This is a genomic window from Caldiplasma sukawensis, from assembly GCF_052315375.1.
Lineage (GTDB): Archaea > Thermoplasmatota > Thermoplasmata > Thermoplasmatales > Thermoplasmataceae > Cuniculiplasma.
Genome location: NZ_JBLSDG010000003.1, coordinates 145,708 through 170,390, shown reverse-complemented (window position 1 = coordinate 170,390; position 24,683 = coordinate 145,708). Strand labels below are relative to the sequence as shown.

19 protein-coding genes and 1 CRISPR repeat array are annotated in these 24,683 nt (G+C 34.0%); of the genes, 15 read left to right on the top strand and 4 right to left on the bottom strand.

All coding sequences use genetic code 11. The annotated features are described in order from the left end of the window. Window positions 1–264: 264 nt before the first annotated feature. The 11 genes from csx1 (at window position 265) to ACNF4Z_RS03235 (ending at window position 15,027) form a co-directional block, all read left to right on the top strand. Entirely contained in the window at window positions 265–1,578 is a 1,314-nt protein-coding gene (gene csx1 / locus ACNF4Z_RS03285) for a CRISPR-associated CARF protein Csx1 (RefSeq protein ID WP_458327816.1), read from the top strand. A 157-nt stretch (window positions 1,579–1,735) separates the two neighbouring features. Beyond that, window positions 1,736–2,461 carry a CRISPR-associated endoribonuclease Cas6 gene (gene cas6, locus ACNF4Z_RS03280; protein ID WP_458327815.1) on the top strand — a complete coding sequence of 242 codons (726 nt, stop codon included), beginning with the start codon at window positions 1,736–1,738 and terminating at the stop codon, window positions 2,459–2,461. A gap of 1 nt (window position 2,462) precedes the next feature. Further along, complete coding sequence (cas10, locus tag ACNF4Z_RS03275; protein WP_458327814.1) at window positions 2,463–4,781, top strand: type III-A CRISPR-associated protein Cas10/Csm1; 2,319 nt, start codon at window positions 2,463–2,465, stop codon at window positions 4,779–4,781. A 99-nt stretch (window positions 4,782–4,880) separates the two neighbouring features. After that, window positions 4,881–5,333, top strand: a complete 453-nt coding sequence (gene csm2, locus ACNF4Z_RS03270) for a type III-A CRISPR-associated protein Csm2 (protein WP_458327813.1) — start codon at window positions 4,881–4,883, stop codon at window positions 5,331–5,333. Window positions 5,334–5,336: 3 nt separating this feature from the next. Next, the gene (gene csm3 / locus ACNF4Z_RS03265; RefSeq protein ID WP_458327812.1) at window positions 5,337–6,014 is read left to right on the top strand and encodes a type III-A CRISPR-associated RAMP protein Csm3; all 678 of its coding nucleotides are present in this window, start codon (window positions 5,337–5,339) and stop codon (window positions 6,012–6,014) included. A 4-nt stretch (window positions 6,015–6,018) separates the two neighbouring features. After that, window positions 6,019–6,981: a hypothetical protein gene (locus ACNF4Z_RS03260; protein WP_458327811.1), complete on the top strand. Its 963-nt coding sequence runs from the start codon at window positions 6,019–6,021 to the stop codon at window positions 6,979–6,981. A 4-nt stretch (window positions 6,982–6,985) separates the two neighbouring features. Beyond that, window positions 6,986–8,185 (top strand): RAMP superfamily CRISPR-associated protein, encoded by a 1,200-nt coding sequence (locus ACNF4Z_RS03255; protein ID WP_458327810.1) that lies wholly within the window; start codon window positions 6,986–6,988, stop codon window positions 8,183–8,185. After that, on the top strand, window positions 8,186–8,944 hold the full coding sequence (locus ACNF4Z_RS03250; RefSeq protein ID WP_458327809.1) for a CRISPR-associated protein Csx14: 759 nt from the start codon (window positions 8,186–8,188) through the stop codon (window positions 8,942–8,944). A 2-nt stretch (window positions 8,945–8,946) separates the two neighbouring features. Then, entirely contained in the window at window positions 8,947–9,912 is a 966-nt protein-coding gene (gene cas1b / locus ACNF4Z_RS03245; protein WP_458327808.1) for a type I-B CRISPR-associated endonuclease Cas1b, read from the top strand. Next, window positions 9,891–10,172 (top strand): CRISPR-associated endonuclease Cas2, encoded by a 282-nt coding sequence (gene cas2, locus ACNF4Z_RS03240; protein WP_458327826.1) that lies wholly within the window; start codon window positions 9,891–9,893, stop codon window positions 10,170–10,172. The genes cas1b and cas2 overlap by 22 nt, the downstream gene beginning before the upstream one ends. A 195-nt stretch (window positions 10,173–10,367) precedes the next feature. Beyond that, window positions 10,368–14,101: direct repeats of the CRISPR family, unit length 28 nt; unit sequence GTTTCAGAAAAACTAGTTAGTATGGAAG. An 83-nt stretch (window positions 14,102–14,184) separates the two neighbouring features. After that, window positions 14,185–15,027, top strand: coding sequence for a bifunctional DNA primase/polymerase (locus tag ACNF4Z_RS03235; RefSeq protein ID WP_458327807.1), 843 nt, complete (start codon window positions 14,185–14,187; stop codon window positions 15,025–15,027). On the opposite strand, the gene ACNF4Z_RS03230 is transcribed toward ACNF4Z_RS03235, so the two are convergent. Continuing rightward, window positions 15,020–15,694: a hypothetical protein gene (locus ACNF4Z_RS03230; protein WP_458327806.1), complete on the bottom strand. Its 675-nt coding sequence runs from the start codon at window positions 15,692–15,694 to the stop codon at window positions 15,020–15,022. The two genes, ACNF4Z_RS03235 and ACNF4Z_RS03230, sit on opposite strands and share 8 nt — an antisense overlap. A 287-nt stretch (window positions 15,695–15,981) precedes the next feature. Here ACNF4Z_RS03230 and ACNF4Z_RS03225 point away from each other — a divergent pair, with 287 nt between their 5' ends. Both ACNF4Z_RS03225 and ACNF4Z_RS03220 read left to right on the top strand, forming a co-directional pair. Then, window positions 15,982–16,188, top strand: a complete 207-nt coding sequence (locus tag ACNF4Z_RS03225; protein ID WP_458327805.1) for a transposase — start codon at window positions 15,982–15,984, stop codon at window positions 16,186–16,188. A gap of 81 nt (window positions 16,189–16,269) precedes the next feature. Continuing rightward, window positions 16,270–16,407 (top strand): hypothetical protein, encoded by a 138-nt coding sequence (locus ACNF4Z_RS03220; protein WP_458327804.1) that lies wholly within the window; start codon window positions 16,270–16,272, stop codon window positions 16,405–16,407. 1,328 nt (window positions 16,408–17,735) lie between these two features. On the opposite strand, the gene ACNF4Z_RS03215 is transcribed toward ACNF4Z_RS03220, so the two are convergent. Next, window positions 17,736–18,476, bottom strand: coding sequence for an enoyl-CoA hydratase-related protein (locus tag ACNF4Z_RS03215; RefSeq protein WP_458327803.1), 741 nt, complete (start codon window positions 18,474–18,476; stop codon window positions 17,736–17,738). 106 nt (window positions 18,477–18,582) lie between these two features. Between ACNF4Z_RS03215 and ACNF4Z_RS03210 the strand changes: the two genes are divergently transcribed. Further along, complete coding sequence (locus tag ACNF4Z_RS03210; protein WP_458327802.1) at window positions 18,583–19,689, top strand: 3-hydroxyacyl-CoA dehydrogenase NAD-binding domain-containing protein; 1,107 nt, start codon at window positions 18,583–18,585, stop codon at window positions 19,687–19,689. Between the two features lie 12 nt (window positions 19,690–19,701). Here ACNF4Z_RS03210 and ACNF4Z_RS03205 read toward each other — a convergent pair whose 3' ends face one another. Beyond that, entirely contained in the window at window positions 19,702–21,363 is a 1,662-nt protein-coding gene (locus ACNF4Z_RS03205; RefSeq protein WP_458327801.1) for an AMP-binding protein, read from the bottom strand. A 53-nt stretch (window positions 21,364–21,416) separates the two neighbouring features. Further along, on the bottom strand, window positions 21,417–22,868 hold the full coding sequence (locus ACNF4Z_RS03200) for a 4-hydroxyphenylacetate 3-hydroxylase N-terminal domain-containing protein (protein WP_458327825.1): 1,452 nt from the start codon (window positions 22,866–22,868) through the stop codon (window positions 21,417–21,419). Between the two features lie 201 nt (window positions 22,869–23,069). On the opposite strand from ACNF4Z_RS03200, the gene pyrG reads away from it, so the two are divergent. Beyond that, on the top strand, window positions 23,070–24,683 hold the full coding sequence (gene pyrG / locus ACNF4Z_RS03195) for a glutamine hydrolyzing CTP synthase (protein WP_458327800.1): 1,614 nt from the start codon (window positions 23,070–23,072) through the stop codon (window positions 24,681–24,683).

Sequence of the window (24,683 nt, the reverse complement as noted above, 5' to 3'; positions counted from 1 at the left end):
CGATACTATTGAATCAAAAGAAGATTTCGAAAAGGTTCCCAAGAAGCTATAAGGATAAGAGGGCCCAGGTCCTTATTATAATGGAGAGATTAGAACCGAAGCTACAGTATGAGTCTTTAAAATTATTTACTGGAAAATCTTGAAATAAAAAATCTTCGCATAAAAATATTATTTATCTGAATAATATGTAAATATAAATTTTTTAATAGATATCATTATATTTATCACAGAAATGTTATTATACTTTAAAAATAATTTTTTATAATGAAAATTCTGATTGCCCCTTGGGGAAATCCTCTTGGTTGGAGAAAAGTAAAATACATTCTGAGGGATAAAAATGGGGAGATAAGTGAAAACTCCATAACAAGCCTTAAGGTCCTCAACAAGAAATATGATCACATAATCATACTTGCCCTTGAGAGCCTGATTGATCTGAACGAAAACCCAAATTCACCTTTGAATGAGGCATATGTAACAACCATTTTGAAAAAAAGACAAACCAGCTTTAAAGATTATGAATCGATTCAATTGTCAATAAAGGATTTCATAGAAAATTCATTGAAAATTGTAGGAATAGAAAATGCTCATGTATGCGTGTTGCCAACCTTTGGTTCCCCAGGTGGAAGAGTTATTTTCAAAGGTAAACCAGAAGATTATCTGTCTCTTGGACTTCTTGAAATTGAAAAGATAATAAGTGATATTGGTGAAGAAGTAGAAGAAATTTCACTTGATCTTTCCCATGGAATTAATTTCTTAACATCTATGACTGTAAGTCTATGTGAAATGATCACAGATGTGGAGCTTATAAAAATTAAAGATAGAGATTTCATAGAGATAAAATATTACAACTCCGAACCATATTCACCTGAAAAAAAGAGTCAGGAATATGAAATTTTTGAAGTATACAAGACAAAAAAGTCAAAAATAGATCTCCCGTACATGAAAATAAAAGAAGAATCTAGAAACTTGATAAGATTTGACAAGAATGAAAATCCAGATAAGGAAATTTTTAAAAAAATTAACTTCGAGTATACTGAAATAGTAAAAAAAATTATAACAGCAATTTATTTTCCATTGCCACTAGTCCTTGAGTACCTTGTGGCTGAAACATCCTTTAAGAAACTTACCAGCGATAACCTAAGGGAATTGTGGATAAAAGGAGTATGCATAGAAAATAATTTAATTGAAAAACAAGTTTCAATTTATTATATACATGTATACAGCTTTCTTCTGGTAAAAGCAGTTATTAATATTGTCAAACCAGAAAAAAACATAGAAAGCATGAAATATGATTCCAAAAAAATTTACAGGAAAATTTCAGAAATTGGGAGTGCACTCATAGACTACGAAATATACAAGCTTGATAAAGCTTATAAAGAAGCAAATTTTGGGAATGAGGACTTTTTGTTTTACAAAGATTTTTTGAAGAATAATAATCAAAATGTAATTCATAATGTACCAGATCGAAGAATCATGATCGCCCATGCTGGTTTTCAATCAGAGTACATAAAAATTAAAAGAGATGGGACTCTTGAATATAATATCGAAAAGGAGAGAATTCTGGATCTTTTTACATAAAAGAGAACCGATATTAAAAAATATGAAATAATTTTTAATCAATATTTTTAGTAATTTTTAAGGAATAAATTTATATTAATTTAATCCAATGTGGTACATTTTAAGGTTGCTTAATATAACTCAGAAAAATTTATTAATCTGAAAAGGTTAAATATCAATGAGCCGCCTCGTCCTTCAATTTTCCACGAAGGAGAACGAAATAACTGAGGATTCATTCAACAAACATTACATACAATCTCTAATATACGGAAGGCTCAATAGTCAGGGGAATTTAGAATATCATAAGGGCAACAGGTTTCGTTTTTTTTCTTTTAGTGATGTTTTTCCATCTGGACCAATGAAAAAGGGAGATATTAAGAAGTTGATTATTTCATCACCAGATGATAATCTGATAGGTCTGCTTGCAAAGAGTTTTGTGGAGGATGATGAAATTTATATTGGAAAGGGAAAAATGAAATTAAATTCTGTGAAGATAATCCGCCTTACTCCATTTGGGAGAATGTTCATAAGTGGAAGTCCCGTGGTGTTGTATAAGGATAATAAAAAAAATCTATTCTTCTCCATTAGGGATGGGGACAGTTTATCATTCTTCATACAGAGATTGAAGGAAAATGCCATAAAAAAATACAATCAGTTTTCAGGGAAAAATCCAAGATTTGCAGAAGGACCAATATTTGATTTCATAAAGCTCAAGAAAGAAGTTTCTATTAAAATTGAACACAGAGGCGGCGATTTCTACATCATTGGCAGTTTATGGGAAAAACTTGGTGTAACACAGGGGAGAAGAATTGATATGGATTTTTATCGTTTCATAATGGATTGTGGCATTGGTGAGAAAAATAGCCTAGGGTTTGGCTTTATAAACCCCATAAGGGGAGAATAGAATGGAAATAAGTGAAGATGAAAAGGTTCTCATTTTGGCATCCCTTCTTCATGATATTGGTAAGATAAGAGTCAGACATGACAATGGAAAAAAACACGCTGAACATGGCTATGATATGGTTCAGGAGATAATGAAAAGTAATCCAAATAAAAATTATATTAATCGTGTTTCAAAACTGGTTAAACATCATCATGACCAATATGGACTGGATGACCTTAATGAGAAAGACAAGGAGCTACTTGAAATATTAAAAGATTCAGACCGAAAATCTGCAGCACACGAAAGGGAGGATAGGGATGGTCAGATACAGAATAATGGGCCAAAACTGACCAAAATATCTACATATCTATCACTTGAACAAAAGCCAGGAAAAGACACTATTAGGACTTTTCCTATTGCAACAGAGGCAGAAGTTCTTAAAGACCCTATAAACTATGGAAGAAACTTATCAACAGACTATCGCTCTATTGATGTACAGACGTTGAAAGAAATTTCAAAACTAAATACAGATAAATTTGAAAATTTTATAAATTCCGTGAATTCAATTCTGAGGAACACAACCTCCTACATACCATCTGCATTTTACTATTCGAAACCAAACATTCCACTTTATGATCATCTGAAGGTAACGGCGGCTATTGCAATGTGCAAGTATAGATCAAAACTAAGCAACAATGATAAATTTATTCTTATAAAGACTGACCTTTCAGGGATTCAGAACTACATCTTTAAATATTTCAGATCAGAGCAGGCAGATGATAAAGGGACAAGGAGAATTAGGGGTAGAAGCCTGAGAGTCAGCCTGACAACGAGGGCAATAGTCCAGTACATTGTGGACGAACTTAATCTCTTGGATATTAATGTAATGTGGCTGAATTCTGATGGTTCACTTATAATGGCACCCTATTCGGATGAGAATGAGAAAAAACTCAAGGAAATAAGAAGGGAGGTGAACAGATTTTTTATTTCCCATGACAGAGGAATATGGTGTGCAATTGAGTGGGAAGTTGGCAACTATGAGATAATACCTGCGGTGAAAAATGAAAGAAACGAAAATGATGGAGAACTAGAAATTGATGACAGAGATTTTAGAAAATTTTTGGACAGCCTTATGGAAAAACTGAACAGAGTTAAGCGTGCCCCATTCTCCGATTTGATTCAGTCACAATATCAAGAATTTTTTGGTGGAGAAATAACTGATCCTTGCTGGTCCTGTGGTCTTAACCCAAAAAAGGAGGATGAAAAATGCGAAGAGTGTCATACAGAGGAATTAATAGGCCAGAAAATCATGAAAACTGATGTACAAATAGCAATGATTAATGGTTCTGGAGGGGATATTTCATTCAATTTTGGAGAAAGGATATATTCATTTGTGCTCGACGATAGAAATACAATTGATACTGAAAATACCTTGCGGATAATGTACCTGAACGGCTTGCCCGATAGGATAACTGACTATGGGGTACCATGGGAAATATTCCTCACAGGAAATTTTGCCCCAATGAACAATGGTAATTTAAAAACCTTTGAGGATATGTTGAGGATCGGCAAAGGAAAAAATAAAAGGGAATATTTTTACATGGGAATTTACAAGGCAGATCTCGATAATATGGGAACGTTAATATCAGAGGGCTTCCCAAAACTTACAATGCCTGCATATGCAGCATTCTCGAGGCAGACTACAACATTTTTCACTCAGGGAATTAATATTATTGCAAAGGATTCAAACGTATATCTTGTATATTCGGGTGGCGATGACGTTTCAGCTCTGGGATCACTGCTGGATGTGGTTGATTTTTCCAAAAGATTGCTTACTGAATTTAAAAAATGGTTTGAAAATGATGAGATCACTTTAAGTGCTGGAATTGCAACTACTCATGCGAAATTCCCAATACGAAGGGGAATAGACATTGCGGAAGATGCCATGGAAATGTCAAAGATGAGTGGCAAGGATTCCATAACTGTATTTGGAATTACGATGAAGAACTCAATCTTTTCAGAAAAAATGTACGAATTTGCTAAGGAACTGAAAAATGTCACAGACATCCAGTCAGGGCATTTAGGAATAGCTTTTCTACAACTGCTTTTGAAATTGGACGAAAAAAATCCATATTTGATGAGACCTTCAAAAGGTTCTGAGATCTTTTTCCCGGATCACCATCTTTACTACTATATTGAGAGAAACTGGAAAGGAGATGAGAAAAAGAAGCAGGAATTTTTAAGAGAGCTAGTGAAGGAGGATGTGTTTAGGTTCATAAGGTATCCAACTACCTGGGCAATAATGAAAAAAAGACAGGAGGCAATGCAGAATGAAGAATAAAGAAATTTATTTTAAAAGGATTTGTGAGAATGATAAGAAAAGGGATTTGGTTTATCCCATTACAATGGGATGTGAGAAAGAGGTGATATAGGAATGAATATGAGAGATGAAAGAAATTATAAAAGGGAGAGTGTCTCCACCACAAATGTAGAAGATGAAAGGAAGATATTTGATTACATAAGGCAGGAGAAAGATATAGATTACAAAAGTAAGTACCAGATATTCGGTATTGAAGGTTTGATAAAGAGAACTTATTGCAGAGACGAGGCAAACGATTCCACAATGAACCAGCTTCGCCGTTTTTATGACCAGATAGTGTCAATTGAGGAAAGGGCATCAAAAGGTGAAGATTCAATAAATGATCTGATCAGACTGGTTCCAATAGTAAGATATGCAAATGCAAGAAAACTGGTGGATAACAAGTTTTTAAATCTCATAGATAAAGCAGTTCAGATCATAACAGAACAAAACGGTGATAATGCTATAAAATCTCTGCATTCATTCAAGAATGTGATGGAGGCAATTATTGCTTATTCAAAGAAGGTGAAATAATAAATGGGGGATAAGGAAATGTCAGATAATATGGTTTTTAAGAAAAATATAGTGTATAGCGGAAAGATAAAAGTGTTGACAGGTTTGCATATTGGAGGAGGTAATGAAACTGTAAAAATAGGTGGAACAGACAATTCTGTTGCCAAAACAATAATATGGGAAAATGGGAGGAAATTAGAGGTACCATATATACCTGGAAGTTCATTAAAAGGAAAGATCAGGAAACTGCTGAGCAGCTATGTTCCAACTAAGGATGAGAATGAAAACAAAAAGATGATAAATGAGATCTTTGGTACTAGTGAAAAGGAGGGAATAAAAACATCGAGAGTTATATTCAGAGATTCTTTTCCCTCTGAAAACACAATTTCTCTTTTTGTGAAGCAATATGATCTTGATCTTACAGAGATAAAATCAGAAAACAGGATAAAAGAAGATATGAAAGCTGATCCAAGATTTATAGAGCGGGTTAGGCCTTTCACCGAGTTTGACTTTGAATGTATATTGACCATTTATGATAATGATGATGAAAGCAGAATGAAAAAAACCCTAGAAGATGGCTTTAAGTTACTGGAGCAAAACTACCTAGGCGGTAATGGAACAAGGGGCTATGGAAAGGTAAAAATTGAGTATGATATTGAAGAAAGAGGGCCTGAGTATTACATAAAAAAGGAGAAACCGTGATCAAATGGAACATAATTATAAACTCTTCTTCTCTAGCCCATACAACAACCTGGACAGCATTAAGATATCAGGTGCAATGATTTCTGCATTATTCAAGATCTATCCTGACAAATCAAAAGAGATAGAGAAGGAGATAGCTGCAGGCAGATTCGGAGTTTCTAATCCTCTTCCGTTTGATATGGAAGAAAAATCAATATTATTTCCTGTTCCACCAATTCCATACATTTTTCCGAGAAATAAGAACAGGGAAGAGAGAATAAAATTAGCAAAGGAGAGAAAGAAGAAGATATCCTACAGCACAATTTGTAAAATAAGGGATGTTCTTGACATTTTTCTGAAGGAGGGAATCAGCCAGGATGATGCCACGAAAATACTAAAACCGGATGAAAATGAAAATTCCATGGATGAGAATAAAAGATCTTGGAATCAAGATTTCACTGAGTACGCGGTTTCACTTATTGATGAGACCCCAAGAGTTTATGTAAGGGAGCTAAAAGTTTTCGGGAATATGATGTTCAGGGACTTAAATGGCAAAAGAGTTCTCTCATACGATCCTGTTTGTATTGTGGCAGAATTTGATAAGGATTATTTTGGCGATTCCATGAATTATCTTCAGGACTCAGGTATTTCAGCTTTCGTAAGCAGAGGAAAGGGCTGGTTCAGATTTCAGGAGTTCAAGTCTCAAGAGGAGACAGGATTTAGAGGGGAAGGTTATTATCTTCTATTGTCAGAATTTTTACCGGAAGAAAAAGATCTTGAAAATATAGATTTGGATAAGTCTTATTATACAATTGGTTCGTTTACTGGGATATCGAGTGGAAAGGCAGCATTACCAAAGCTAAGGTTCTTTAAGAGTGGTTCGCTTCTCTATTTGAAGGATAAATTAATGGGAAGAAATATATTTTTAAAAGAGCAAAAAAGAATATTGACATTTCATCCAATTATTATAAAGCTGAGGGGTGCGTAGATTAATGATATGGGAATTGGAATGTGTAACACCATTTATAATTAAGAGTGGAGAAAAGTTTTCAATATTGGAACTTCTTGAGGAAGACAATGTTCTTTACAGAATAGACACTTCTTCTTTTTCTGCTAAACTGTCCAGAGGGGAAATCGATGAGCAGAACAAAATATTTGAAAACTTTATTAAGATAAAGAGAAAAATGACTGATAAAAATAAAGGTAATAGAGATAATTCTGAGCCAAAGGATGAATATTTAAGGATGTGGAACCAAATACAAAATTTTAACCGAAAAAATAAAGCCTCTGAACACAAGTTATTTCCAAAGATTGAAAAAGGGAGAGATTTTACAAGAGCTTATGAATTTGATGATTATATAAATATAATCGTATTTAGAGAAAAATACAAAGAATTTGTTCCGTACATACCAGGATCAACTGTTAAAGGTCTTCTGAGAAGGATGTTATATCTTGAGTTCATTAAGTTGCATAGCAAAAATTCATCTGCTAAAACCATAAATTTAGAAGGTGAAAAAGATCAATTTATTAAGATGACTGAAGAAAAATTAAAACTGTTGATGCAAAATATTCAGGTTTCTGATTTTTACCCAGCACTTGATTACAGTATAAAGATTGACAGTGTAAAGAGGGACCCAAAAGGCCCTAGGACGTTTCTTCCAATTGTCCAATCAGGAAAATTCTATGGAGAGGTGAATTTAAATCTCCCCAAAAATTTGAGCCCTGAGCTGACAGAGATTTTATTAGATCTTGGGATAAATTACAATAATTCCAACAACAGAAATATGTATGAAGAGAGGATTTTTGATATTGTTACTGAAAATTCAAGAATTATAATAGAGCAAAACCAAATGAAATATCAAAAAAATTATTATCTCGGAGAAACAGAGGAGAAAAGTTATATAGCTTTGGGATTTGGAAAAGGATTGTCACTTTCAGGTTTTGTATCAGTCAAGAATATGTACAATCTTAAACTTCCAAGAATAAGATCATTAAAAACAAATAGATATTATGATTCAGCTTGGCAGGAACAAGATTTTCAAAAAACAAACTGGATGATTAACTTTTATGTTAAGGGGAGAAACACAATGATGAAAACCAAATTAGGGATATTTAAAGTAAAAAATATGGGTGAAGGTCAGATGAAGGATTTGAAGGAATTAGATTATATTTTGAAGAGGGTAGAGGAATAAATGAAGTCATGCGTGATTAATCCAATAGGTACATCTCCAATGATCGTTACTGAGCTTTACAGATATCTAAGAAATGCTGACCCTGATTTAAGAGATGTCATAATAATACACACCAAAAACAGTTCTGTATTGACTGGGGCAAAAATAGCAAAAGCCTCTCTGGTTGCAAATTATAATGACGTAAGAGTGCAGTTAAAGGAGACAAAAACAGAGGATATAGGAAATGATGAGGACTTAAAAATGTTCATTAAACTTGTTATAGATTCAATGAAAGATGAGAGGGATAAATATAAAGTTGATAAATTCTATCTGAATGTCACAGGAGGAAGAAAAATACAAACAATCGCACTATCAATATATGCGGGAGTTCTAGGTATTTCTGAGGTGTATAATGTCATAGACAGAAATATTTCAAATTTTAATGAATTCTGGGAAAGGGAGAAGTTCACTTTGACCCGGTTCGAAAACTTAGATAAAACAATAGATCTGGTCTCAGAGTACAATAGCAGGAGGGAGTTGTTAGATAGCCTGTTCTACCCGGACCCAGATGTACTCAATTTTTTAAAGGTTCCAGTTGTCATGATGCCACAGGACGAAAGAAATATCTTAAAAAAACTTTTGATGGGAATATCTTTAGATGATGAAGATTTTACAAAGGCTAAATTGTCTGCATACCAGAGTTCTGGATTGATAACATATGACAAGAACAGGACATACCCAACTGATCTGGGTAATATCATTCTTGATTACCTAAGGTAAAAATGTATGACTTCTATATATCTAAGAATGGCTCAATAGAGAGGGAGGGGAACACCCTTTATTTCAAAGGAGATGGATTCAAACAATCCATTCCCGTTCTCAATATAAGTCAGATAATAGTAACTGCGAAGGTAAGTTTCTCTTCATGGGCTCTAGACTATTTGGCAAAACTGAACATATGTATCCATTTTATTAGAGAGTCTGGGGGCTATATGTCATCTCTTATTCCCGCCGGAAGAAATGAGATTGGTAATTTTACGGTAAAACAGGCAGCATGTTATATGAATTCTTCAGAAAGACTTAAAATTGCAGCAGAGATGGTTATGGGGATTAGGAGTGGAATATTGAGAAATCTCAGATACTATAATAAAGATGGAATTCTGGATAAAACAATTGATCGGATAAATTCATATAAGGTAAAAGAGGACACAATAAGTTCAATACTTGGTGTAGAGGGTAATATTTGGAGTGAATACTATTCTGCTTTTCCAAAAATTTTTAAAAATCAGGAATCCTTTAAAAGGGAATTTCATCCACCTAAAGACCCTCTCAATGCTATGATATCATTTGGAAACGCTCTCCTTTATTCTACAGTACTTACTAAAATAATGACTACTGGACTGAATCCAGCAATCAGTTTTCTTCACGAACCATCGGACAGGTCCTTTTCTCTTGCCCTTGATATAGCGGATGTTTTTAAGCCAATGATAGTTGAAAGAATAATAGCTAAGATTCTAAATAATAATATGGTTGATGATTCTTATTTTAAGAAAGAGAATGGAGGGGTATATCTTAATGAACGTGGAAGAAAGATTTTCTTAGGTGAATATGACAGCAAACTGAATACATCTATAAAGTTAGGGAAAGTGTATACAAATTATGATAATCTTATAAGAAGTGAGTGTGTTAAACTTATGAAACACATAAATGGTGAAGAAAAATATAGATCTATAAGGAGCTGGGACTAATTTACGTAATACTTGTATATGATGTTGAAGTTGAAAGAGTTTCAAAAGTAAATAAGTATCTGAAAAGATATCTAATCTGGATACAAAATTCAGTATTTGAAGGTGAAATACGGGAATCCACACTTGAAAACCTTAAAAAAGGATTAAAGAAAATAATAAAAGACAAAGATAAGGTTCTCATATACCAACTTAAAAGTAACAGTTACATAGAGAGAGTAAAGATGGGTGACCAAGACCAGGATGTAAATAATATAATTTGAGGTGCCCGCTTGGGTATATAAACTGATGTTAAAAAATAGGTTGACCGGTCAATGCTTTGAAAAATTAGAAAAAAACTAAGTCTTAAACTGATTTTAATTTTTATTTGTAAAATAAAAATAATGTAACACAAATATTTTATCAAACCCCTATGTGAATGAAGAAATCATAATATATTCATTTGTGATTCCAAATGAGTTTCAGAAAAACTAGTTAGTATGGAAGTCTAAATTTTAAAGAAAAATAAAAATTTATTAATATTTTTCAAGTTTCAGAAAAACTAGTTAGTATGGAAGTCTGGAATATAACTCATATCACTATACTCATTAGCCCTCGTTTCAGAAAAACTAGTTAGTATGGAAGCTAAATTTTAAAGAAAAATAAAAATTTATTAATATTTTGTTTCAGAAAAACTAGTTAGTATGGAAGTATAAAACACTCATTTTGATAAAAAACTAATTCACAATCCAGTTTCAGAAAAACTAGTTAGTATGGAAGACATCTCTATGTTTGCAGTGTGTATTATCATGAATTGTGTTGTTTCAGAAAAACTAGTTAGTATGGAAGTAGTTATTAACATTACCAGCACGAGAGGAGCAAAAATTCGTTTCAGAAAAACTAGTTAGTATGGAAGAACTCATTAAATCGTAGAAATCCAAAAAATCAACACTATACAGTTTCAGAAAAACTAGATAGTATGGAAGACTTCTTCCATTCTCATCACTTCCCATTTTTCTACCTCTGTTTCAGAAAAACTAGTTAGTATGGAAGTTCTCCACTGCTACCCTTATTGCCTCCTCCAGATTTTCTGGAGGTTTCAGAAAAACTAGTTAGTATGGAAGTCTTTTTATTGAAATCAAATTCTCTTAAATCGCAATCGGTTTCAGAAAAACTAGTTAGTATGGAAGTTATTTTAAGTTCTATGTCTTCAATCGTTATCATCGTTCTGTTTCAGAAAAACTAGTTAGTATGGAAGAATTTTTCTATTTCTTTCACTTTTTCTATTTCTTTTCCGTTTCAGAAAAACTAGTTAGTATGGAAGTATATTCGTCAAAATTAAATTTATTCTCATTTTCCATTTTAAGTTTCAGAAAAACTAGTTAGTATGGAAGTGCTAAAGATTCTGACTTTATTCTTGTAAACGGAATTACTGGGTTTCAGAAAAACTAGTTAGTATGGAAGATAATCATAGTATGCTTTAAGCATTTCTTTTTCATTTTTGTTTCAGAAAAACTAGTTAGTATGGAAGTCAGTGTTTCTTTAATACCGTATAATTCATATTTTAGTTTCAGAAAAACTAGTTAGTATGGAAGTCATCAATGTAGTTATTTCGTTTTCTACTGCTTTTATTCTATTGTTTCAGAAAAACTAGTTAGTATGGAAGGTCCCATTTCCATCTTACAGTAATCATAAGTTCATACATGTTTCAGAAAAACTAGTTAGTATGGAAGTTCAATATATGTCATTACTATGTTAAGTGTGTCTGCTAGTTTCAGAAAAACTAGTTAGTATGGAAGCTAAAAAATTTGTCATAAATAAAGAATACTTTTACTCTCTTTGTTTCAGAAAAACTAGTTAGTATGGAAGTAAATATTTATATTCATTGTCATTTATAATCATTTTATCACCTGTTTCAGAAAAACTAGTTAGTATGGAAGCATCAGCCCCGGGCCACCACACCCGGAGGACAAGGAAAAAGTTTCAGAAAAACTAGTTAGTATGGAAGTTTTCTAACAATTTCATACTTTTCTCACACCCCTTTTTTCACGTTTCAGAAAAACTAGTTAGTATGGAAGATTTCTTTAAGATTATACAAATCTACAATATTTTCTTTATCGTTTCAGAAAAACTAGTTAGTATGGAAGTTTTTCCAGTTAGTTATCAAGCATTCATAATATTTTATTTTAGTTTCAGAAAAACTAGTTAGTATGGAAGTTTTTCAAAAATGAAGTAATTACTTACTTCTTTTTTTTCCTTTGTTTCAGAAAAACTAGTTAGTATGGAAGCGAATGACTTTTCAAAGACATTAGTTAGTCTATACTCTTTTTCAGTTTCAGAAAAACTAGTTAGTATGGAAGAAAAAATAAAAATTAGTATTCCTCAAATGAGAAATACTTTAGTTTCAGAAAAACTAGTTAGTATGGAAGTGATCGACAAAGGCACAAATCATCTGCGTAAAATAGCCTCAGTTTCAGAAAAACTAGTTAGTATGGAAGTCTTGGTCATATGTTTCATCAAATCTTATCTTTAGAGTTTCAGTTTCAGAAAAACTAGTTAGTATGGAAGCTAAATTAAGACCTTTATTACTTTTTTCCAGCATTTTCATGTTTCAGAAAAACTAGTTAGTATGGAAGCATACTTACTTTTATACGTTACATTTCCGATCAAAATTGTTTCAGAAAAACTAGTTAGTATGGAAGATCACCCTAACCTTTACGTTCCCAACTTTATGCGTTTTGGTTTCAGAAAAACTAGTTAGTATGGAAGAAATTTTTCATCGAAGTCTCTAATATATACCTCATCATCAGTTTCAGAAAAACTAGTTAGTATGGAAGATTTTTGAAAAATATTTCAAAATTTTTAAATCATTTTTAGATAAAGTTTCAGAAAAACTAGTTAGTATGGAAGTCATTTTATTAATGACAGGAATTTTTTTCCCAATTTCAAGCATGTTTCAGAAAAACTAGTTAGTATGGAAGTGGAGATAAAAGCAGATATGCTGTATTGTTTATTTTCATGTTTCAGAAAAACTAGTTAGTATGGAAGTTCAAAGAAAACATTTTCAAAATCGAATTCTCTCAAATATGTTTCAGAAAAACTAGTTAGTATGGAAGGTTTTTTACCACCTTTTTAGATGTTATCACGATCCCCCGTTTCAGAAAAACTAGTTAGTATGGAAGACAGTCTTTGCAATTTCTTCTTTCCTTTTTTGAATCTCAAGTTTCAGAAAAACTAGTTAGTATGGAAGTTTCATCTTCTTCGTCCCAGTAGAATGGGTCTGCCCAGCCCCATGGTTTCAGAAAAACTAGTTAGTATGGAAGACAATATAGACCTTATCAGGATTAGGTTTAATAATCTCATTGTTTCAGAAAAACTAGTTAGTATGGAAGAGCAACTCATCGATTGCATCATTGAACGTAATGCCTGACAGTTTCAGAAAAACTAGTTAGTATGGAAGTTACAACATTAGGCATAAAAAATTCAATTGAATACAGTTCAGTTTCAGAAAAACTAGTTAGTATGGAAGTGCTTCCTCGAAGGTATCAAAAACCTTCGAAAACTCAGAAGAGTTTCAGAAAAACTAGTTAGTATGGAAGTTGTTAAAAAAGCGTTCTCTTTTTTCCAGCCTGACTGTTTCAGAAAAACTAGTTAGTATGGAAGAATTCATTTTTATGGATATAAAAATCTATATCCTCACATAGTTTCAGAAAAACTAGTTAGTATGGAAGTCTCCTCCTTAAGTCTTTATCTTTTTTTAATAGAAACTGTTTCAGAAAAACTAGTTAGTATGGAAGAAGGTGGAAATGGGATTACCCCTTTGAATACGATTATGATAGTTTCAGAAAAACTAGTTAGTATGGAAGTCCTGCTGCGGCTGCTCTTCCTGTTGTTCGCTTTTTGTTGTTTGTTTCAGAAAAACTAGTTAGTATGGAAGTTTCTAAATACTGTAATGCTTGATCTAATTTCAATCTCAAGTTTCAGAAAAACTAGTTAGTATGGAAGAGCATAATATTCAGTATTGTTATATATAAATACATAATTTGTGTTTCAGAAAAACTAGTTAGTATGGAAGCGAAATCGATAAAGATGTTTATAGCACCAGCTCCAGAGTTTCAGAAAAACTAGTTAGTATGGAAGTACCCCTAACAAAAAAGCATTTATCAAATGAAATTGATGAGGAAAGTTTCAGAAAAACTAGTTAGTATTGAAGCTTTAAACAATAAGCCTACTTTTTTTTATTTTTATAAAGAATATTACTATAAAAATGTTTATATGATTTTTTTATCAACATTTATGGATACAGACATATCTTTATTCTTAAATGTGGCAGTGAAGAGATTTAAAGATATGAATGTGAGGTATATAAAACTAAAAAAAGGAGATAAAAAACCACTTGAAAAAAGATGGCAAATAGATAATAATTATTCTGCGGAAGAAATAACAGACTGGATAATAGACGGAAACAATTATGGCATTGTATCTATGGACGGGACTGTGGTATTCATTGATGCAGATACGAAAGAAATTCAGGAAGATTTGAATTGCCTTACTGATACACTTCATTATTCCACAGGAAAGCCTGAACATATGCATTATATTTACAAAATAGACAGACCAATAGAAAATATACCATTATTAGACGGTGCATACGTAAAAGGAAAGCATGGATATATTGTAGGCATAGGATCTGTACATCCAAATGGTACGGTTTATGGCGGAAATCTTAATGATAAGCCCATTGCCAGTATAAAATATACAGTTCTTGAAAGAGTGCTTGAACCGTATATTTTAAAAACGGATATTACAAAACAAATTCCAGAACAATCTATACAGGAAAAAACAAATACGGATTCAAAAAGTATGCCTGAAGAAAAAATAAATTCTGTAATATCTGACCTTTATATTTTATGGCAGAATGCCGATACAAAAAGACATGATTTGACACTTGCAATTATAGGCTGGTTAAAACGCAGTGGTTGGGATAAAGAATCCATAACAAAAGTAATTTCTGGGCTTATAAAAATGACAAATAAAGGTTATGAGCATTTATCACAGATAAAATACTGTTATGAACACTCTGGAAACGAATATGGTTATCCTACATTGCAAAAAATTAAGGAAACTGTTTTTAAATAACCTTATAGCCCTGTTTAGTAAGTGTGTCTATTATGTCTTTCATATTTTTGAATTGGTCTGGTTCTAATTTTGGCTCTAATCCCTCGAATGGCTCACTTATTCTAAATGAAACATATTCTCCAAACGCCTTTGCTTTATCTGGTGCTATCTGGTTTAATATTATGTAAAGAACTATATCCCTGTAAAATGAAGCCTCGTTATCTATGGATGCGGCGTATGTTGCAAAACTAAAACCGTCAGAATTTTTTGTAGCCATTATAACTTCTGTTGGTGCTTTTGAATATATATACCAAAAAGATAGTAATCTTCTTGCCATATCTTTATTTGGCGTAAATACATAATTATCTAAATCGACTTGCCAAAGTATATTATCTTCTACTGTTTGCGTTTTTAATACTGATAAATCGTCAAGAAACTTCGAAAGAGTATAAACTGTAGAATTTGTCCATTTTGAAGGTGTCCAATTCATAATTTCTTTATCTACGTCTGGATATGTAATATACATCGCAATATTTTTATCATTTAATCCGTTAGAAAAAAACGTCTTTATAATATATGAAAAATAATCTTCGCCGTGCTTTTTTTTAATAAATTTCCCGAGAACAGTTAAATCAACTGGAGCGGTCTTATCTTTAATAAGTCTGATAATTTCCTGTATATCATCCAATAATTAGTTATGAAATTTGATTATATAAAAGCTAAGGGCATGAAGATAAAATCAATTTAAAGTACTTTATTATCAGTATTTTTTCTAATGGCAGATTTTAATAGAATCCTGAACTTTGTGTAAGAACAAATGAAATAATTCCAACAATAATGGATAAATTTCATGAAACATAAAGGGGTACCTCCTTAGAACAACCACAGGATTCAATGAATAATGGAAGAGCTTGATAAAAAGATATCATAGATCGTAAGGAGGACAGTTAAGGATTTCATGGAATCTATCATGAAATGATAAATAAAAAAGCTTCCTTTAAGGGAATAAAGGCTCGAAATAATAAATTCCAGACAGCTCTAATTGAGAAATACCAGCGTAATGCGGGTATTACTGATTTTGTTTTATCCATGTATTCAAAGAAAATATCAAAAAGGGATATGGCAGAAATAATCGAACAATGTTTCATAACAAATATAGCAAATTCACAATATGAAGAATAAGAGACATAACAGTTACAGAGATTAACACATGGAAATCAAGGCCAATTGATAAGATATTGATAAGAGATAATTGAAATCTTCTTGGACACAATTTTCTTCTCTCTAAGAAGGGATACTGTTGAAAAGGAATTTGTCATATTTGAAATGGATATAAGGGAATCTGGTAATCATGAAATATTGAGATTCTGCCTGAATGCTGTTGAGAATCATGTTTCATAAAGGAATATTCTCATTGATCTGCATGAAAGAGTTGTTAAAGAACCCTTATTATTCATAGCATATGAAATGCAAGGAATTGAGGAAGAGTTAAAACAGGTATATCAAAGATCTGATTTCCAGATATGCACATTACCTGCATCATAAAACTTTGAAACACATTTGAGAGGGTAAGATAGAAATGAAATCCATAATAAACTGAAAAATGCATTCCTTTCAAGATCAACGAGTGAATCATTTGATCAATTCAATAATTTAAAGAATAAATAGTATTCCAAATATCTATGACAATTATACAACACGGAAAAATCTCAATATTCTGTTTAAGTATTATGAGTATCATGAATCCATAGGGAGATCGATACATTCTACAAATCTCAAGTAACGAATGAAGATGGAAATAAGAAGAAGTATCATGAACATAGATTCAATCCCTTAAAAAGAGGGTGTAATGAAGATCATTTATCTCAGAGAAGCAGAGATAAATGATAAATGGTCTTGAGATCATTGTGAGATATTATAAATGCTTCGATGAGATAAAGGAAGTGTTAAAACACAGGCAACCTTAGTAATCACACAAGATTTGGGACACTATGATTTTTTAGCCTCAGTTATGTTATTGATATAATTTTGTTTCATTATTTCATTGTCTCTTAACCTATTTTTCTTGATTTTTCATTTATATCATTAATAATTTTATTGAATATTTTATTGAATAAAAATTACCGTTTAGTCTTTTGTGTTCCGGGAAATAATATTTCAAATTATATATAGGATAAATGGGATGAAAATGATCTTACTATTCCAATTAAGTATAAATCACAAATTTACTTATTTTTTCTTCATTGAGAGTTCTTTTCGAGTATATTATTTACCGAGTGAGCGACTATTTAAAATGTTGTTTATACATTATAAATATTAATATAACAGCGCACGTCAACAAACATTGCAATAATGAGAAATGAAGAATTATAATCCTTTCATACCCTGAATAATTTATGGTCTTATTTCAATATATATAGCTTTTTATCCTGAATTCCTTGTATTTTCTTATTTGATATACTAAAATATGTTAAGGAAATTGTATTTACTTTCTTCTTTATCACAAACAAAATATATTTCAGACACGAGACATAGCAATTTTGATCACGTTTGAAAATCCAAGATTTTATGGACTCTATTTACTTATTGGTCGAACTGTATCTTTTAATTGTATTTTGCTTTTCCAGATATATAATATTTCTTAAAAATTTTACTTGCTTCCTATGATATTAATTATTGGAGATTTGCAGTTAGGATCCAAAAATTCAAATTTTTAAAAGAAACTCAAACTACCTCTCTCCTTTAAGGAATTTCTTTGACCCTTCCTTCACGATTCCTTCATTGATTGTCTGCCTTCCAAGAATTGCCTCTGCTGCATAAGAATAAAAGGAACTACCACCAAGTCCCAGGTATAAGGCCTCTCTGTCCCTGATAACAGTATTCCATGGAAATGATGATATTTTTTCTGCAAGTTCAATCGTTTTATCAATAAGATCATCCTTTTCATATACATAGTTGACAAGGCCAATGTTCATGGCCTCCTTTGCATCTATCAATTTACCAGTCATTATTAGGTCAAGTGCCCTGCCCAAACCCACAATCCATGGAAGACGCATTGTTCCCCCATCTATAAGTGGTACACCATATCTTCTTTCCAGAAAACCAAATTTTGATGTGCTGTCGCATACACGAATGTCTGCCCATAAAGCCAGTTCCAGCCCTCCCGCAACACAATAACCAGAGATTGCTGCAATTACTGGTTTGGTGATAAATCTCCTTGTTACACCAAGAGGGCCATTTCCATCCATTACCCTCCTGGATAATGCTTCAGCATCTCCAAGATCTGCACCAGAACAGAATGAATCACCGGCACCTGTAATTATTGCCACTTTGCTGTCTGAAAATTCAAAATCTGTAAATAATTCACCAAGTTCCCTTGCAGTCTCAGCATCTATGGCATTCTTCTTTTCACTTCTCTCTATTGTAATGATTGAAATTTCCTTACGGTTCTCCATTTTTACCTTTGCCATCTTATTAACAAAATAATATGTTCAGATAAAGTTATTCATACTTATTTTTGTAAATAAATTAAGTTAAAAATAACAATAATTATAATGAAAAATTAATACATTTTTCATGGAACTGAAGGCCGGGGTGATAGGAACAGGAACCATGGGGAATTCAATAGCAGCATTATTTGCCTTGAATGGATTTGAAATCATTGCATACGATAGTGACATATTATCGCTTGAACGTGGAAAAAATAATGCTGCTTTAAGTTTGAATAAACTGAATGCAAGTGATAGAATTTCCAACATACAATTTACTGATGATATGTTAAAACTATCAGACTGTTCCTTCATAGTTGAGGCTGTTCCCGAAGTTTTCAAAATTAAAACTGATGTTTACAGAAAGGTTGAAAAAATAATTTCGGATGATGCTATTTTGGCATCAAATACATCCACAATACCCATCAGTGATCTCTCCTCCTCTCTTAATAATAAGAGGAGATTCATAGGTACACACTTCTTCAATCCGCCTGTTTTAATGTCTCTGGTTGAAGTGGTTATGGGAAAGTATACGGATGAAATAACTTTAAATAAAACAATGGAGATAATGAAGATCACAGGAAAACAGCCTGTTGTTTTGAAGAAGGAAGTGCCAGGATTCATTGTCAATAGAATAAACGGAAGAACTTTTTATGAAACCTTTTCCCTCATTGAGGAGGGATTCACTCCAATGGAGATAGATTATGTTTCAAAGAATGAGCTGAATTTCCCAATGGGAATGTGCCAGCTCATTGATTATGTGGGTCTTGATGTCATATATTATGGCACAAAGGAACTGATGGAAAGAGGATTCAACACAAGGATAAATCCATCATTAGAGAGTATGTTCAGGGAAAAAAGATACGGTGTGAAAACAGGTCGTGGCTTCTATGATTATGATGAGCCAGGAAAGACAAAAAAAATAGAGATTAATGAAAAGCATGTGACAAGAAAAATTGATCCTCTTAGAATTATAGGCCCTGCCATAAACGAGGCAGCATGGCTTGTGGAAAATGGAATCACAGACAGAGAAGGTACAGATCTGGCAATGAAACTTGCAATGAACTGGCCATTGGGACCTTTTCAGTATGCTGAAAGATATGGAGTTGAAAATCTTTTATCTTTTCTTGAAGAACTGTACAGTAAAACTGGAAATGAATGGTACAGACCCTCATCTTATTTAAAAAATTTATAAAATATGTATTTTTTATTTAACTGCTTTTTTACTGTTTTCTTCCTCCTGTAATTTTCTCCAGTCGATCTTCCCAGAAGCTGTCCTGGGAAAATCATCCACAAATTCAATGTTTCTTGGATATTTGTAGGATGCCAGTTTTTCCTTTGACCATTGAATTATTTCCTCTTCGGTTATCTTTCCCCTGCTCTCCTCCTTTAAAATTATGAAGGCCTTGACCTCTTCACCAACCCTCTCATCTCGGGTTCCAACAACACATGCCTCCTTGACAGCAGGATGTCTGTAGAGAATACTGTCCACCTCTGCAGGCCATACCTTGTATCCGCCCCTGTTTATCATCCTCTTCACACGATCCAATACAAAGAAATATCCCTCTTCATCCATGTATCCTATGTCCCCTGTCCTCACATACCTGACACCATTGATTACCACTGATGATTTTTCAGTCTCTTCCGGTTTTCCATAATATCCTAAGAAAAGCGAAGGTCCGCTTATTACTATCTCTCCCGTTTCTTTTCCAGTAACATCATTACCACTCTCCACGTCAATAATCCTTGCATCGTATCCGAACTGTGGAATCCCGATACACTGAAGTTTTCTTCTCCATTGTGGATTAACATGGCTCTGACCCATTGCCTCTGTCATTCCATAGCCTTCAACAAATGGAAGACCAATAATCTTCTCAAATTTTTCAGCAAGTGAGGCGGGTATTGCTGTTCCACCTCCACCAACAAATCTCAGAGAACTGAAATCCCTCTTCTCAATATCCTTCACCGTTAGAAGGTCAGCTATCATTGCTGATATGAGGATTGCATGTGTAACCCTGTACTTTTCCAGATAATTGAGAAATGTTTCCTTGTTCCATCTTGAGAGTATGACCATTGTAGCTCCCGAATATATGGGAGAGAGAACTGAAAATGAAAGACCTGTCACATGGAAGAAGGGTGCTACAGACATTTCAACTGTTGAAGGAGTACAGCTCCTCCAGTAGGATGATGCCATTGCATTTGCAATCACAGACCTGTTGGTATGCACACAACCCTTTGGCACTCCAGTTGTCCCGGATGTGTATGCAATCAATAATGGATCCTCCGGGAGTGAATCAACATGAACCATTTGATCATTGTGGGAAATTGCAGACTCCCATCTGATCTCGTCACCCTTCCCGTATGTCTTTCTTAAAAATTCAGGAGCATCCGCAGATCCTTCATCAGAAATGTAATCACCGGCATTTCCAGAAATTATTGTAATACCACTTTCCCTGATATGTGATAATGATGCGAGGAGTTCATCGCTTGTTATTATTATCTTTGGTTCAGAGTCCTCTATGATTTTTAGCATCTCCTCTTTCTTCAGCATTGGATTAAGAAATACTGCCACTCCACCTGAACCGGAAATTGCAAGAAGTGATATGACAAACATTGGTGAATTTTGCAGGTACATAGCAATACGGTCCCCTTTTTTAATTCCAAGTGATGTGAGTTCATGTATCAATGATGTTGATTCTTTCAAAACCTGTCCGTAACTTAAATGATTTCCATAAAAAATCATGAAAGTTTTTTCCGGATACTCCAAAGCCCTGTGTTCAAATATTTTAAAAAGAGAAACCTGAGGATACTCCAGTGTGTAAGGCAATCCGTGAGGCCACCATCTGTACCAAATTTTATTATTTTCCATGATAATGAATCTCAAATACAATATAAAAGTTTAATTTATTGATGTAAATGGGATCATTTCAGCCTTTCATCAATATCCGAGGCATAAAGTGCAAGACTTTTACTTTTATCATAATCATAGGATCTGTAGAGTTCCAGCACACTGGCCTCTATGGAGCCCTCCGCATGAATCATGGCAGCTGAAAATAGTGCGCCAAGTGATGATATTATCTCCCTGACCATTGAAATCAGCTTCGATCTTGTGATTGCATCTGTTCCAGCCTTTCCCACAAGATATTTTTCTAGATAATGCCTCTCATCATCGTTGAGAAAATCCGTTGAATGCGGCAACGTTGCAGCCCAGCCTCCAGCAATGTCAATAAGATTCTTCACCACATCAAGATAGTTCTGATTCGCCACCAATTTACCAACATTTGTGGACACCCTGTCGGGATACTGAATCCCGGTGAGCTTATCCTTTCTGGACTGGTATGCTGCAAGATAGCCTGTACTTTTAAGCAGCTCCCTGTACTTTATAATTTCAACAATATCCCTCCTGATGTGAGATTTGTCATCCACACCATTCATCTCTGCTATGAGCTTTCCAAGACCAAGTATAAGGTCTGCCATCCCCATTCTGTAGGCAATTGCAGTGAATCTGTGAAATGTTGGGAATGTCATTGCAAGAAGACCTGCGAAGTCCCACTCCCCTGCCATAAACACCCTTTCCCAGGGCACCAATACATCATCAAAAATTGTAAGAGATTCTGTCTCTATGTTCTCACGGCCCATAATATACCATGGATCGTTGTTTGCAGCCTCAGCAGCCTTCTCAGGTTTTGTTATCATCTTTAAACCCTTGGTGTTTGCCGGTATTGCAAATGCCACAGCGTAATCCCTGTCCTCCTCAGTCATTGCCCTTGTTGGAATCACTATTATCTCATTTGCAACAGGGCCCTGGGTTGTGTGTGATTTGGCACCTCTGACAATAATTCCTTCATCTGTTTTCCTTACAATCCTTACATACATATCCGGATCTTTCTGTTCACCGGGTCTTAGTGACCTGTCTCCCTTAACATCGGTCTGTGCCACAGCCATACCTGCATCCCTTTCAACTACCATTCTATAAAACTTCATCACACGATCATAATATTTTGTTCCGTATTTTTTATCCATCAGGGCAGTTACAATCATAAGGGCAAATATTGCATCAGATCCTATTGCCTGTATTATGTTGAATGAACCTCTTCCCATACATGTTGTCTCGTAAATTAGATTGAATCTCTTCATAAGATCCTCAGGATTCTCAGGAATTTTCAGGAATGCACTTATTTCACCGTAAGTACTATTCTTTTCCACCAAAAGATCACTGAATTCAGGAGAGTTCTGCCATTTATAGAGAAGTGATGCATGCCTCACAGCAGGGCCAAGCTCATCATGTTCAGCAATGCTGTGAACAATTTTTCCCTTGTAGTAAATGATCCTTCCATCATTAATGCTTTTTATAAAATCCTCTGGCTTGATAATTCCCATGAATATGTTCAAGATAATTTTGTGTATAAAGATTGCCTGTACTGCCCATCATTAATATTATAAATGAAAGCAATAATTGAAAATTCCATATAAAAGGGTGTTTTTGGATTCATCCATGCATCATTTCATGCATATTGAATCTATACCACTTTTCATACATGTAATTGTTTAATATGAATTTGAAATCATATTTACATGAAATATATTGTGATAACAGGCGGAGTACTTTCTGGCATTGGAAAAGGTACAATCGCCTCAAGCCTTTGTCACATACTTGTTAACAGTGGATTGAATGTGACTGCACTCAAGATTGATCCATACATTAATTATGACGCTGGAACAATGAACCCCTATCAGCACGGAGAGGTCTTTGTTCTGGATGATGGAAGTGAGGTTGACCTTGACCTTGGCAATTATGAAAGATATCTTGACAGAAATCTTTCAGGTGACAATAATATAACAACAGGAAAGGTTTACAAGGAAGTCATTGAGAAGGAGAGAAGGGGTGAGTATCTGGGAAGCACGGTTCAGATAATACCACATATTACAAATGAAATTAAGAGAAGAATAAGGAAAGTGACTGAAAAGGAAAATTACCAGGTTGTTGTGATTGAGGTAGGAGGAACTGTTGGTGACATTGAGTCCATGCCATTTTTAGAGGCTTTAAGACAGCTTAAGAGAGAGGAAAACGGAGATGTGTTTTTTGCACACGTTACCCTTGTTCCTGAAATAGGAACTGAGATGGAACAGAAAACTAAACCCACTCAGCATAGTGTCAGAGCGCTGAAGGAGATAGGAATCCAACCTGACATGCTTTTCTGCAGGTCCCAGAATCCACTTAATGCAGACACCAGGAAGAGAATATCACTTTTTACCGATGTTCCCGAGGAATCCATAATAAGTGTTTACAATGTAAGAAATGCATATGAGGTGCCTGAAATAATTGAAAAACAGAGGGTCACACAGATAATCGCACAATCTCTCAGGTTGAGTATGAATGAGTATATTGATACATGGAAAGAGTACAGAATGAATCTTGCAAATCCCAGGGATACTGTACACATAGGTATAATTGGAAAGTACACGGAATTACATGATGCATACATAAGTCACAGGGAATCTTTCATTCACGTTGCAGGGGTTACTGCGGTACAGGCAAATCTAAGATGGATAGATGCTGACCTGGTAAAGAAGGATGTGAACATACTTAATGGTGTTCACGGAATACTTGTTGCACCTGGATTTGGATACAGGGGTGTTGAGGGCAAAATAGAGGCCGTAAGGTATGCAAGAGAGAACAAAATACCATTCCTTGGCATATGCCTAGGCTTCCAGGTGGCTGTCATAGAATATGCAAGGAATGTTCTCGGTTTGAAAGGCGCAAACAGCACTGAATTCATACCCGGAGTGGAGTATCCTGTGATTGATCTTCTTCCGGAGCAATCAGGCATAAGGGATCTTGGGGGGACCATGAGACTTGGATCAAAGGAAGTTGTTGTAAGTGAGGGCACGCTTGCATACAGACTTTATGGAAAAAATAAAATATATGAGAGGCACAGGCACAGGTATGAGGTGAATCCTGAATTCATAAATGATCTTGAGGATGCAGGTCTTGTTTTCTCAGGAAAGGATAGTGAAGGGATCAGAATGGAGATACTGGAATTAAAAGACAGGAAAAATTTCATAGCCTCCCAGTACCATGCAGAGTTTAAGTCAAGGCCGCTTTCACCTTCACCTCTTCATCTGAATCTTGTCATGGAAGCGCTTGAATACAAGAAGAGCATGGTAAAGATAGAGGAGAAGAACTGA

Excerpts from the sequence above, each read along its gene's own strand:
- csx1 (WP_458327816.1), top strand. The coding sequence starts at position 265 with ATGAAAATTCTGATTGCCCCTTGGGGAAATCCTCTTGGTTGGAGAAAA.
- cas6 (WP_458327815.1), top strand. The coding sequence starts at position 1,736 with ATGAGCCGCCTCGTCCTTCAATTTTCCACGAAGGAGAACGAAATAACT.
- cas10 (WP_458327814.1), top strand. The coding sequence starts at position 2,463 with ATGGAAATAAGTGAAGATGAAAAGGTTCTCATTTTGGCATCCCTTCTT.
- csm2 (WP_458327813.1), top strand. The coding sequence starts at position 4,881 with ATGAGAGATGAAAGAAATTATAAAAGGGAGAGTGTCTCCACCACAAAT.
- csm3 (WP_458327812.1), top strand. The coding sequence starts at position 5,337 with ATGGGGGATAAGGAAATGTCAGATAATATGGTTTTTAAGAAAAATATA.
- ACNF4Z_RS03260 (WP_458327811.1), top strand. The coding sequence starts at position 6,019 with ATGGAACATAATTATAAACTCTTCTTCTCTAGCCCATACAACAACCTG.
- ACNF4Z_RS03255 (WP_458327810.1), top strand. The coding sequence starts at position 6,986 with ATGATATGGGAATTGGAATGTGTAACACCATTTATAATTAAGAGTGGA.
- ACNF4Z_RS03250 (WP_458327809.1), top strand. The coding sequence starts at position 8,186 with ATGAAGTCATGCGTGATTAATCCAATAGGTACATCTCCAATGATCGTT.
- cas1b (WP_458327808.1), top strand. The coding sequence starts at position 8,947 with ATGTATGACTTCTATATATCTAAGAATGGCTCAATAGAGAGGGAGGGG.
- ACNF4Z_RS03235 (WP_458327807.1), top strand. The coding sequence starts at position 14,185 with ATGGATACAGACATATCTTTATTCTTAAATGTGGCAGTGAAGAGATTT.
- ACNF4Z_RS03225 (WP_458327805.1), top strand. The coding sequence starts at position 15,982 with ATGATAAATAAAAAAGCTTCCTTTAAGGGAATAAAGGCTCGAAATAAT.
- ACNF4Z_RS03215 (WP_458327803.1), bottom strand. The coding sequence starts at position 18,476 with ATGGCAAAGGTAAAAATGGAGAACCGTAAGGAAATTTCAATCATTACA.
- ACNF4Z_RS03210 (WP_458327802.1), top strand. The coding sequence starts at position 18,583 with ATGGAACTGAAGGCCGGGGTGATAGGAACAGGAACCATGGGGAATTCA.
- ACNF4Z_RS03205 (WP_458327801.1), bottom strand. The coding sequence starts at position 21,363 with ATGGAAAATAATAAAATTTGGTACAGATGGTGGCCTCACGGATTGCCT.
- pyrG (WP_458327800.1), top strand. The coding sequence starts at position 23,070 with ATGAAATATATTGTGATAACAGGCGGAGTACTTTCTGGCATTGGAAAA.